12 protein-coding genes and 2 pseudogenes are annotated in these 12,330 nt (G+C 44.1%); all 14 read right to left on the reverse strand.

Annotated elements, in window-relative coordinates:
- Positions 1 to 52: 52 nt before the first annotated feature.
- Entirely contained in the window at positions 53 to 1,150 is a 1,098-nt protein-coding gene (locus ASG85_RS28925) for an NADH:flavin oxidoreductase (protein ID WP_060648519.1), read from the reverse strand.
- Positions 1,151 to 1,208: 58 nt separating this feature from the next.
- Complete coding sequence (locus ASG85_RS28930) at positions 1,209 to 1,961, reverse strand: amino acid ABC transporter ATP-binding protein (protein ID WP_057306010.1); 753 nt, start codon at positions 1,959 to 1,961, stop codon at positions 1,209 to 1,211.
- Entirely contained in the window at positions 1,958 to 2,467 is a 510-nt protein-coding gene (locus ASG85_RS28935) for an ABC transporter permease subunit (RefSeq protein WP_321166613.1), read from the reverse strand. The genes ASG85_RS28930 and ASG85_RS28935 overlap by 4 nt, the downstream gene beginning before the upstream one ends.
- Positions 2,468 to 2,719: 252 nt before the next feature.
- Positions 2,720 to 2,845, reverse strand: a complete 126-nt coding sequence (locus tag ASG85_RS39765) for a hypothetical protein (RefSeq protein WP_321166614.1) — start codon at positions 2,843 to 2,845, stop codon at positions 2,720 to 2,722.
- Positions 2,846 to 3,187: 342 nt separating this feature from the next.
- Positions 3,188 to 3,889 carry an amino acid ABC transporter permease gene (locus ASG85_RS28940; RefSeq protein ID WP_060648520.1) on the reverse strand — a complete coding sequence of 234 codons (702 nt, stop codon included), beginning with the start codon at positions 3,887 to 3,889 and terminating at the stop codon, positions 3,188 to 3,190.
- Positions 3,890 to 3,910: 21 nt separating this feature from the next.
- The gene (locus tag ASG85_RS28945; protein ID WP_057306013.1) at positions 3,911 to 4,747 is read right to left on the reverse strand and encodes a transporter substrate-binding domain-containing protein; all 837 of its coding nucleotides are present in this window, start codon (positions 4,745 to 4,747) and stop codon (positions 3,911 to 3,913) included.
- A 39-nt stretch (positions 4,748 to 4,786) separates the two neighbouring features.
- Positions 4,787 to 6,103, reverse strand: coding sequence for an LLM class flavin-dependent oxidoreductase (locus tag ASG85_RS28950; protein ID WP_057306014.1), 1,317 nt, complete (start codon positions 6,101 to 6,103; stop codon positions 4,787 to 4,789).
- The gene (locus tag ASG85_RS28955; RefSeq protein ID WP_057306015.1) at positions 6,093 to 7,112 is read right to left on the reverse strand and encodes an MsnO8 family LLM class oxidoreductase; all 1,020 of its coding nucleotides are present in this window, start codon (positions 7,110 to 7,112) and stop codon (positions 6,093 to 6,095) included. The genes ASG85_RS28950 and ASG85_RS28955 overlap by 11 nt, the downstream gene beginning before the upstream one ends.
- 24 nt (positions 7,113 to 7,136) lie before the next feature.
- Complete coding sequence (locus ASG85_RS28960) at positions 7,137 to 7,622, reverse strand: GNAT family N-acetyltransferase (protein ID WP_060648521.1); 486 nt, start codon at positions 7,620 to 7,622, stop codon at positions 7,137 to 7,139.
- Positions 7,623 to 7,939: 317 nt separating this feature from the next.
- Entirely contained in the window at positions 7,940 to 8,410 is a 471-nt protein-coding gene (locus tag ASG85_RS28965; RefSeq protein WP_057306017.1) for an Rrf2 family transcriptional regulator, read from the reverse strand.
- A gap of 869 nt (positions 8,411 to 9,279) precedes the next feature.
- Positions 9,280 to 9,588, reverse strand: a pseudogene (locus tag ASG85_RS28970) (ABC transporter ATP-binding protein); the annotation flags it as partial.
- Positions 9,589 to 9,648: 60 nt separating this feature from the next.
- Positions 9,649 to 10,170: pseudogene (sigK, locus tag ASG85_RS28975) on the reverse strand (RNA polymerase sporulation sigma factor SigK); the annotation flags it as partial.
- A gap of 252 nt (positions 10,171 to 10,422) precedes the next feature.
- The gene (locus ASG85_RS28980) at positions 10,423 to 11,073 is read right to left on the reverse strand and encodes an SGNH/GDSL hydrolase family protein (protein ID WP_060648523.1); all 651 of its coding nucleotides are present in this window, start codon (positions 11,071 to 11,073) and stop codon (positions 10,423 to 10,425) included.
- Positions 11,074 to 11,183: 110 nt separating this feature from the next.
- Entirely contained in the window at positions 11,184 to 12,257 is a 1,074-nt protein-coding gene (locus tag ASG85_RS28985) for a peptidyl-prolyl cis-trans isomerase (protein WP_060648524.1), read from the reverse strand.
- Positions 12,258 to 12,330: the final 73 nt, after the last annotated feature.

The following is a 12,330-nucleotide window of genomic DNA, read 5'->3' on the forward strand; positions in this document are numbered from 1 at the left end:
CGTATTCCCCCTTTCTCTATGAAAAAGCCCTGCTTTACGCAAGGCCGAGTACTTAGTTTAGAGTCGTTAAGATTTTGCTATCATAGGTTATCCAATCTGACAAGCGATTCTCTCTAACTTGGCTTATCCACTGCGGATTAGACAAAAGTGACCTGCCGATCGCTACCAGATCTGCCTCTCCTTGCTCCAATATTTCTGCAAGGCGCTGGATTTGTTCCGGCTGCTGCCAAAAGTCTTGCTCCAAAGCAACAGATCCAACAGTGATCGTAGGGCGTCCCGTTAATTTCTTGGTCCAACCGGCTAGGTTCAATCGGGAATGCTCAAACTCCGGCTGCCAGAACTGGCGAGTGGAGGCGTGAAACACATCGACTCCTGCATCTACCAGCGGAGCAAGCAACTGTTCCAACTGCTCCGGAGTTTCGGCCAGCTTAGCTTCGTAGTGGTTCCCCTTCCATTGCGAGAAACGGAACAGAATAGGAAAGTCAGAACCGACAGCGTTGCGGCAAGCCTGAATAACCTCAGTTGCGAAGCGGGTACGTCTTCTTAAATCTCCTCCATACTTGTCTGTTCTCCGATTGGTTTGTTCCCAGAGAAACTGGTCGATCAAATAGCCGTGCGCACCATGAATTTCAATTCCATCAAAGCCAATTTGCTTTGCAGCGGCGGCAGCTTTTGCATAAGTGGACACCAAATCAGCTATTTCGCTCTCTGTAAGTGGTTCGTTAACCTTGTTGCCTTCGGCATTCAGACCCGAAGGACCAATCGGCAGCGCTTCTGGATTAGGTAAGCTACCAACTGTTCTTGCGGTCCCCAAATGCCATAACTGTGGAATGATTTTCCCCCCTCCTTCTCGGACAGCGGCAACGACCTTCGCCCACCCTGCAAGCGCTTCTTCACCGTGAATATGCGGCCAGTTCGGATTGGCCGCAGCAGCTGGATGATCGATAAGCGTTCCCTCCGTTATGATCAGCCCGACACCGCTTTCCGCATGTCGGCGATAATAAGCCGCAACATTTTCATCAGGAACCCCGTTTTGGGAAAAGCCTCTTGTCATCGGGGCCATGACAATGCGATTTTTTAAGGAAAGCTTGGGAATATCAAAGGACTTAAACAAGCCGTCTCGTACAGTTTCCAACAATTGATTTGCCATTTTTCATGATATCCTTTCAACGGTAAATGGTCTTGGCATTCATCATGAGCATGTAAGTCTAAATACTATAGCTATAATCGTTAATAAAACGGCGAAAAAACTGACGAGTGAGTGCTTCCTTTGGATGACTAAAAATCGTCTCAGGCGATCCTTCCTCAATGATTTCCCCATCCGTCATAAAAATCACGCGGTTCGCAACTTCCCGTGCAAAATTGAGCTCATGTGTAACAATCATCATTGTAATGCCTTCCTTGGCTATATTTCGAATAACAGTGAGCACCTCCCCAACTCGCTCGGGATCAAGTGCTGAGGTAGGCTCATCGAAAAGAATAATTTCTGGTTCCAAAACGAGTGCCCGAGCAATCCCTACACGCTGCTGCTGCCCCCCGGAAAGCTGACTTGGATATGAGTCCAGTTTATCTGCCAACCCTACTTTCTCCAATACAGCTTTAGCTTTTTCCTTCGCTGCGCTTTTGCTTTGTTTCTGCGCAACGATTAAACCTTCCATCACATTTTCCAATGCCGTCTTATGCCTAAACAGATTATAGTTCTGAAAAACCATGGCCGTTTTCCGGCGTAACTGAAGCACATCCCGCTTGTTTGGTTTGTCACAAGGAACCATCGTACTCCCGATTGTAACGACGCCCTCATCCGCCTTGTCCAAAAAATTAATGCAGCGAAGCAATGTGGATTTCCCTGAACCGCTCGGACCAAGAACCGCCATCACCTCTCCTGTCTGAACCAGTAGATCAATTCCCTTCAACACCTCAAGTTTGTTATATGATTTTTTTAAGTTTGCCAATTTGATCATACCACACCCCCTCCGCTGTAAGTCTTCCAATGCTTCTCCAGGACAGCTGCAAGTCGTTCTATGAGCAATGCGATTCCCCAGTAGATCAGCGCTGCGGCAGATAGCGGTTCAAGAAAGCTCCATCTTTGGCTCCCCACCATCATCGCGACCCCGTTGACCTCAAACAGAGAGACCAAATAAGCTAGAGAAGAACCGTGAAGGATCCCTATAACCAAGCTGCATATTCCTGGGAGGCTCGCGCCAAGTGCCTGCGGAAAAATCACACGATAAACTGCCTGAAAAGTCGTCATGCCAACCGAATAAGCTGCTTCCAGTTGCCCATCCGGCACCGCCAAAAAGCCGGACCGGATAATTTCAGACATATAGGCTCCGGCCGTAAGTGATAAAGCCGCCACAACCAACACGTACAATGAAACATCCTTGGAATAAATGCCCCAGTGATAATGGTTTGCCATTGCGTCCCAAATCGTAGGAAGACCTAGATATACGATGTACAAATGCAACACAAACAGGCGTTCCCCTGGTAAAAGAAACATAGAACTCAGCCAGCGGATAAAGAACTACTGTCTTCTTCAGACGAATCATGGCAACAGTCAACCCGATGATAAAACCGATCCCCACTGCCGTACAGGTAATATATAAGGTTAGTGGCAAGGCACCGATAATTTTATTTAATGCTTCCCAAAAAAATGATAAATCGAAAGTGATGGAGATCGCCTCCTGAATCTTCTGGCATAGCGGCTATTTATGGCTGTTTCTCATTTCTTCGCCGCGTACAGCTCTTGCAAGTACTTGCCCATCGTCTTGTCGATAGCCTTCATCCCTCCGACGCCAGCAATAGCATCCGCTTCTGAATTAAGCGGACTCTCAAACGATGTAATCACCTGAAATTTGGCTTTTGCTGCCTGACTCGGTGCCGGACAAAATCTATCGCCGATTTGGCAGGCATCAGCCGGACATAGCTCAAAACCTTCAGATGTATCAACACGAACGGCATACTAGAATTTCCCGTCCTACCCCTTGTGGTGGAGCCTGACTGATGTCAAGTATTCCATGATCGAGATGCCATAACTCATAAGGAATATTTTCTTCTTCCAATGCTAGCTTTAAGGGTTCAACCCAGCTGTCATTTTCATGTATGACAAATGCCTTTGTCATCTTTTTAGTCACTCCGCTTCGTGTAGACATTCGCTATTTTTCATGACTTTCCATCAATTGAAAATGCTTCAAGCACTTGTCATGACGCGTGAATATCGTTGTATTCTGCGCTCAATGCGCGTGAAGACATATTGAAGAATTAAACAAATAAAATAATAAATAATGGCCAAGCTGATATACACTTCAAGCAAACGATAAGATACGAGTCCGATCGCTTCCCCCCGCCCCATCATATCCATCATGCCTACAGAAAAAGCAAGTGAGGTGTCTTTCAGACTCGACACGACGACATTCGATAGATGTGGCATAGCTACACGAAAGGCTTGCGGAAATACGATGCGATAGAAGGTACTCCAGCCTGTCATACCAACAGATGCTGCCGCTTCAGACTGTCCGCGATCAACGCTATTGACCGAAAGCCGATAGATTTCAGCTAGCGAAGCTCCACTGTTTAGTCCGAATGTTAGAATTACAAAGATGGCAGGAGGGACCCTATCTAAATTAAGCCCGAAAGGTTTCATCAATTCGGGTAGGCCATAAAAAATCAGGATGAGTTGAATAATAATTGGCGTTCCTCGAAAAAAGGAAATGATAGCTGCACTCCAACCATTCGCAATCGGCCATTTATAAAGACGGGGGGCAGCCAAAATCGCCCCCACAATACTTCCAACAAACAGTGAACTAACGAGAATCACCAATGAAACTGACAAGTACTGCAACAAAATCAATAAGTACTTCCAAACCGATTGCCAATCAAACGCATTTCCCATTCATTCGACTCACCTTTTACATTATTGAAAATCCCTTTGCAACCATTCCTTCGACAATTTGTTCAGTGCTCCATCTTTCTTCATTGCCTTCAACGCCTCATCTACCGCATTGCTTACCTCTGACCCGTCCTCTTGGCGAAAGGCGAAATATACCCCAGATTCCGTGTGAAGATTCTCTCCCACCAGCTTCAATTGTGCATTTACATCACCATTCAAGCTTCCAGCCAGACCCGAATCGATTACCGTTGCATCAGCTCTTCCAGTTTTAAGTTGATTTACCGCATTCGTATAATCACCATATATCACTTTGATCGTACCTTTATATTCCTTATTGTATTTCTCGACAAGTGCGGCTGAACTAGAGGAAGCCGGGACAATAACCGTTTTTCCTTTCAAATCTTCAATGGAGTGAATACTGGTATTGGATTCATTGACAGCAACTAATAACTTTGACGAATCATAGTATTCTTTATTAAAAAGATATTTTGCTCTTCTTTCATCGTTTTGCTCTAGATGCATCGCTATAAAGTCAATTTTTCTGGCATCTAAACTTAAAAATAAATTTGGAAAGTCCATCGTTTCAAATTTAAATTCATATTGTGGTAATCGATTATCGATTTCACGTACAACCTCAACATCATACCCAGTCAGCTTACCTGAGTCGTTAAGAAAGGATACGTTTTTTACGACTGCTGCGGTACCCACTTTGATCACCTTCGGATTGTCTTTGTTCGTCGAAGATAAACCGTTGCCTATGGTAGACTCCTTATCTTTCGTTGCCCCGCATCCTGCAAGAGAGATGGCAAAAATAAGTGTAATTAATGAAATCAAAATATTTCTAAAATTAAAAGCTTTCATCTAAAATTACCCCCAGCGATTATTATGTTACATACCAGTTTAAACTTCGGTCTGATATCGATTTTGTGGAATAGGTAACCCCAGATTTCCACGGAATGTATCCGATTCATATTCCGTTCGAAATAAACCTCTCTGCTGCAAGATTGGTACAACAAGGTCTACGAATTCCTCAAAGGCGCCTTCTTCACTAGGGCTCACAATAAAACCGTCAGCGGCTCCGGTTTCAAACCATTTTTGAATTTCATCGGCAACCTTTTCCGGAGTTCCAATAAACGGATGGCGTGGGTGTGTCACATGCAGTGCGACTTCACGAAGAGTCCAGCCATTTTCTTTAGCTTCCCTCTGAAGGCGTTCTTTCCCCCCCTGAAATGCATTATTCCCTGCATCACCAATATCAGGGAACGGCTCATCTAACGGGAACGACGAGAAATCGAAATGATCAAGGAAACGCCCTAAATAGTTCAATGTATTTTCCGGACTGAGCAGCTCTCCGATCGCTCGGAATTTAGCATCCGCCTCTTCTTGTGTTTTGCCCAGAACGGGTGAAATGCTAGGCAGAATGGAAAGCGATTCGGGACTTCTTCCGAATTCAGATGCCCTTTTCTTCAAATCCTGATAATAATCTCTTGCATTCTCAATGGATACCAGGTTTGTGAAGACGCAATCAGCATGGGTCGAGGCGAATTTGCGACCGATAGAAGATGTTCCAGCTTGGAAGATCACTGGTTGGCCCTGACGGGATCTTGAAATATTTAAAGGTCCGTTCACCGAAAAATATTTACCTTTGTGATTTAACGTATGCAACTTGGCCGGATCAAAGAAGACTCCCTTTTCCTTGTCTCCAACAAATGCATCGTCCTCCCAAGAATCCCAAAGTCCCTTCAAAACCTCAAGATACTCTTCAGCAATATGGTAGCGATCATCATGCTCCGGATGTGCCTTGCCATAGTTCAAAGCAGAACCTTCCAGAGGCGAGGTCACAACATTCCAACCGGCACGGCCTTTGCTGATATGGTCGAGAGAAGCCAATTGTCTCGCAATGTTAAATGGTTCGCTATAAGAGGTGGAAATTGTGGCGACCAGACCTACATGTTTGGTCACCGCTGCTAATGCGGACAAAATCGTAAGCGGCTCAAAACGATTAAGAAAATGGGGTAACGATTTTTCATTAATAAACAAGCCATCTGCGACAAAAAGCAGATCAAACTTCCCCAACTCCGCCTTCTGTGCTTGACGAATGTAATGATCGATGTCTACGCTTGCTTTAATATTGGCTTGGGGTCTACGCCAAGCTACTTGGCTTGTTCCAACTCCGGCTAACCCTAATCCCAGTCTTAATTGTTTATTAGTTGTCATTTAGTTTTTCTCCTTCATTACTGTGTTCAATACCGGCAGACAGCCACTCATAGGCTTGAATCCTTTGTTCAAACTCATGTGCCGTTGGTAAAATCATTACTTCTTCAATGTTATGAAGTTGACTAATTGCTTGAATTTTACTTAAAACTGTCTCTTTAGTTCCATAAATGATGCTCGTCGGCGCGGCTTCAATCGTAAAGGGTTCATTTGCCTGTTCTCCTAGCCGTTGGGCAAGCTCCAACGAATATATGGCAAGCGATTTTCCGCTATCCAGGTGAACCTTATAGGTTACCTTTTCCCCAGCCAGACGTTTAGCTTCTTCTTCGGTCTCGGCGAAAAGAACCGATATCGCTAAAATCAATCCGGGTATTCTATCCTTAGCAAAATTGAACTTGGTCCTATATACTGACAAGGAATCCTTAAGTAATTGCTCATCTCCGTTAATGAAATGTGCATATACGTAAGGAAGCCCTTGTTCAGATGCCAGCTTCGCACTGGATTCGCCAGTTCCGAGCACATATAACTCAGGCGGGACGGATGGGACAGGTTGTGCACGTAGTCCTTCATTCTCCTGTGATAGTAAATATCGATCCAGATAATCAAGTTTCTCTGTAAAGGATACAGGCTCAGAATTGGTAGTTGCCAGCAAAGCACGCGTGGTAGTCGGCAACCCCCCTGGCCCCCTTCCGACACCAAGATCTACCCTGCCGGGAGCTAGAACAGACAACAGATTAAAATTTTCTGCGACCTTGAATGGACTATAGTGCTGGAGCATCACTCCACCTGAGCCTACACGTATTCGTTTTGTTTTTGAAATCAAATGGGAGATCAGCACCTCGGGAGAGGAACTGACTAAAACGTCTGATCCGTGATGCTCTGCGACCCAAAAACGATGAAATCCCAATTCGTCGGCTTTTTGCGCCAGTTTCACTGTATTCAGGATTCCAAGTACCGAGTCCTCTCCTTCATTGACAGGACTTCGATCCAACACACTTAATTTAATAGGCATCCCATTCACCTCATGTCTACATTTTCATAATTTTTTTTCGAGAATGACGGAATCCCCGTGTTCCCCTAATTCAAGCACTACTTCATAACCTCGTCTTTTGTACATGTCAACGAGCCAAGGATGGCGAGTCGAAGTGGACAAAGTAACCGAAGGTACTTGCCATTCTTCACGAACGATCGCCTCTACACCATCCAACAACCTTCCTCCTATTCCTTGTCCTCCATAAGTTGGATCCGTGGCAAACCACCAAATAAAAGGGTAGTCAAACGGATAATCTATTACTTTTCTAACCGAATCAGGTTGAGCAACCGATACCGTTGAAATGATAACACCATTAGAGAGCATCACATAACAATGACTGTTGATGATGTTGTTTTCAACCATCTTTAAGTCTGCTGAAGCAGCAGGAAAATTAAGCCCAAGTTCACGAATGAATGCATACGCTTGATGCGTTAATTCCAACACCCTAGGTGCATCAGAAAATGTAGCTAAACGGATCCCCTCTTGCATATACAACCGCCTTCATAATTTTATTAATCACATAGGTATAATCGGATTTAAGATGCGATGAGTGTAACTGATAAAGTTTCATCCAAGGCAAAAAAAAGAAACCTCCTCTTTTACAGTAGATAGTTTCCGTTGATACGGTCAACATAAGTGTATGATTTATTGGAATAAACTACTTCAGCTTTCTATCGCTAAAACTACTATAGTTACATCCAGCTAATTTGTCAATTCTTTTATTTACCTAATTAAATTCATTTTACTATTGAGAGGTCATTACATACCAAAAGCCCCATTTCCATTTTAGGATACAGGGCTGAATCTTACTTGTCGATGTCAGGTAAATTGTCATTCATCCGAAGTTCTGACTGCTGAACAGTATCCAATAATAAATCGGCAATTGTTGATTGGGACAAGTTCGTTTTCATTGCCTGCTCTGCCTCTTCATAAAATGACTCCAACGATGTCTGAATGTTTCCGCCGATCGGGCAAACAGGGTTTGGTGTACTGTGATGATACTCAAAAAGTTTTTTCTGTTCGACCGCTTCGTAAACATCCAAAAAAGTAATTTCTGCCGGTTCTTTTGCCAAGCACCATCCTGATCCTGTTCCATACCTTACTTGAACTAGTCCTGCACTGGATAAACTTGATAAAATTCTACGAATAAATACAGGATTCGTATTCACACTTTTTGCAATAAAATCCGAAGTCAGATATTTATGCATACGTTCAGAGGTATAAGATAATAGAGTCAAAATATGGAGTGCAACTGTATATCGACTTGCTATTGCCATTTAAATACTATCTCCTTAATTGAATTCTTCTTTAAACAAATATAACACACCGTGCAAAGAAAAAAACATCTTACATGAATTAAGCTTTTTCTATATCTTGGGGGCCAAGTGCAAATCAAGACAAATGAAAGATTTAAGGAAATAATCGTGGGAGCAACAAAGCGAAAGCCCAGCGGAATATTGACGGGTTTTCGCTTTGTTCGAGTAGAATTTATAAAATGAGAACTCTGCAGCCAAATGTGTTCTCATTGAAATAGACAAGGATTTATGCTCGGAGCTGGCTGATTAGTTAGTATAAATATTAACGGCAATATATGTGCCGATTGGGAATAGGTACCTTTTGCTTCTTTACTAGCTTTCAAACTACATTCCACATTTAGTGTTTAAAGTGTTTAAAATAATCCAGGATTCACTAATAACATCACATTATAAGCATTTTGTTTTTTACTTCTTCTAAATTGGATGCAGCCCTCCCCTCAGGGACAGGCTTATTATCCCGATTCAGCCAAATTGCTTTTATTCCAACGGATTCTGCATTTAACATCTCCAATTATAGAATCTCCAATATGGAATATGTAGCGTCAAGAATATGGTGCTACAAGATGTCAAGACAGTTTTTTCAGATTTTCAAGGTGTGAAAATATGCACAAAGTTATTTGATCTGCCCCAGACAAGCGTGGCAATCACTCATCTGAGGGTCAGCGCTGGCTTGTTCACTCATGCCATGGGGGCATGATGCAACAATATTCGGTTGATTTTATCTAATGCAACATATTTGGATTGATTAATGCAACTAATTTCGGTTGAACGGACAGATATATAGCGCACCAAACGCACGTTCGTATATCTATGGTCCTTTTTTCATAATTAAATGCACTTAATCTCGGCAGCAAGTTGAAGCTTTGAAAAACGAAACTAATCTTCTGATTACGAATCTCAGAAAGCTGAGAATCCTTAAGCACGTTTATCGCTTCACCATCTAGGTCATAAATACCTTTATCAACAATATCCAAACACCCGATGATGTTCATCAGTGTGGATTTACCGGAACCTGACGGACCCATGATGGCAACGAACTCACCATGATCAATATCTAAAGAGAAGTCATCTAATGCTTTTATCGTTTCCTCGCCCATCGTATAATACTTACTGGCATTTTCGATATGAATTAACGTCATAACCCTCACCTCCATTACTTGCACAAATTCCAAATAAATGAAGTATTTGATTTATAACTCTTACCGCTTCGCCTTATAAAACTCATGATAAAGCTTCATGAGTGCCCGCTTCTCAATCCGCGACACATAGGAGCGACTGATCCCGAGCTCCTTCGCAATCTCCCGCTGCGTCCGCTCTTCCCCGCCAAGCTCCAGCCCAAATCGCCCAACGACGACTTCCTTCTCGCGATCGTCCAAGATTTCCAAGTTCCGATAGATTTTGCTCTTCTCTATCTTGAGCTGAACCTTATCCACGACATCGTCCGCTTCCGTGCCCAGGATGTCGATTAAAGTTATCTCATTTCCCTCTTTGTCCGTTCCGATGGGATCATGCAAAGACACATCTTTGCGCGTTTTCTTCAACGAACGAAGATGCATAAGGATCTCGTTCTCGATACAGCGAGCCGCAAAAGTCGCGAGCTTCGTGCCCTTATTAGGCGAGAACGACTCGATCGCTTTTATCAATCCAATCGTCCCAATAGAGATCAAATCCTCGAGATCTTCCCCCGTATTGTCGAATTTTTTGACATTGTGAACAAGAACCGATGTAAAAGTTCAATGTCATTCCGGGCTACCTATGATTAGCATCTCCCCTAAATAAGCGACCCAGGATAAATAATCCAAAAAACAAAGCAGCGAAGTAATCGCCTCTTCGACGTCGTCGAGTTGACCGACGCGACCAAGAGCCATAGTTCCTGCGACGTGCTTGTTTATCTCAGATTATCGCGAAGTGCTCCATCGCTGAAATCAGTAGCGATGGCTCCTCGGGCAATGGCGTTGACAGGATCATAAACGTCAAAGGATGGCCAAATGGCTCTCCTGTACGACGGCTAACCACTGCCGTGCGATCAGTTCGTGGCCTGCCGCCGTCGGGTGCACCCCATCCCAGATCCAGTATGACGCATCGGCTCTCTTGCAGGCATCGTCAAACACAGCTTGTAGCGGTACGAAGACCGCGCCAAATTCGTCAGCGAGCTTTCGGACGGCTTCCTGGTACCGAGGCATTCGTTCCTGCCAAGCTTCCCATTTTGTCGCAATGGGGGCGACCTGGAGAATGAACGGCTCGCATAAGACCAAGCCCACAGCCGGGAGAACTTCTCTCGTTTCCTCCAACAGAAGACGGTAAGCACGCTCGAATCGATCGGTCGCACCTCCGGGCTCGCCGTTTACGATCCGCCAAGCATCATTGACTCCGATCAAAATACTGATCAAATCGGGCTTTAGACTGAATGTATCCTCATTCCATCGTGCATACAAATCCGATACCCGGTTCCCGCTGATCCCCCGATTGAGAAACAGCGGCCGGTTTTCTGCCAGTTCATAACCGAGCTTGCTTGCAATGATATAAGGGTAACCATGCCCCAATATATGATTAAGATCATCATTGCGTCCTCTGGCTCCATCCGTTATCGAATCACCTTGAAACAATATTCTTCTGAACTTCATCTTGTAACCTCCATTTACTTGGACTATTCGTCATGAAATCGGAATGTGGATAACTTTATTATGGAATCGACCCTTGTTTTGATCTGCATGGGCAAGTGATTGTTTAATGCTTAACGCACTTTCAATCGGTCATACACGTTATGATTAATCGTTACCTCGGCTTGTCGTGCCCACTCGCTTACCGTATCCTCGTACTTGCTGTCCAGATACTCCTCCCTCACATCATTCTTGACGGATTCGAAATCCTTGATTCCACGATCTTCTCTCTCCAAGAGCTTGATTAAATAATAAGCGCCGTCAAATTCGAAAATATCGCTCGTCTGTCCGCTGTCAAGCTTATCGGCTGTCTGTATAATTGTTCCGTAACGTTGGTAATCCGCTCGTTTAAATGTCCCGTCAAATGTTTGCTCATCGGCATCGATACGGAAGGACGCTACATTTTTCAATAGCGCGATCTCTTCGTTTAAGGTTTTGCCGCTTTTCAATTCACGCACGACTTGTTCCAGCCTTGACAATGCGGCTGTCTTTTTTCCTTCATCGATATTTCCTTTGCCGTCTGAGAAAAATAATCCCAGCTTTTGAAGCCGCACCGGTGCCGGATTCCTGAAAACGGTATTCTTGATTTGATCGTAGTAGTTTTGCAAGTCGCTATCTGTAATCTGCCAACTCTTTTCAGCCAAAGCTTTTTTCAGTTGTATCGCCATATTGCTTAGTACATATCCATAATACATTTGTTCTGTATACTGAGTCGGCCCGTAAATGATTTGTCCTTTGGCTAAAGCTGCGTTGCGCCGTTCATTTTCCTGTTTTAGCCTGGATAGAAACGCATCGTAAGAAGTATCATCGAGAATACCGTACTTCTTGGCCTCAATTTGCTGAACCTTCGCTTTGACAAGCTGATCCATTGCTTGCTGCTTCGCTTTATTCATAGGAACCTCGCCTCCGAATGAATCACTCCAAAAGGAGGGGGAATCCCCCGCGCCATATTTCTGTTTAAAATAGTCATACACCGAAGCCCTTTGCTGATCAAGAAAGAAGGCAAACTCCTTCTGCGATATGGGTTCTTGGTCAATAAATGCAACAGGCTGTTCATGCCCTGGCTTAAGCGCGACTTTCGTTATCCCTGCCCCGGTAAACGCAACAACCAATAGGAGCAAAACGCCCCACAGCAGCCTCTTTTTCATTATGTCTCCCCCATGTGCACAAAGTCTTATGGGGAATGACCCCAATTTCCGGACATTCCCCATAAGATCATTT

Origin of the sequence: Paenibacillus sp. Soil724D2 (assembly GCF_001427935.1) — a bacterium.
Lineage (GTDB): Bacteria > Bacillota > Bacilli > Paenibacillales > NBRC-103111 > Paenibacillus_E.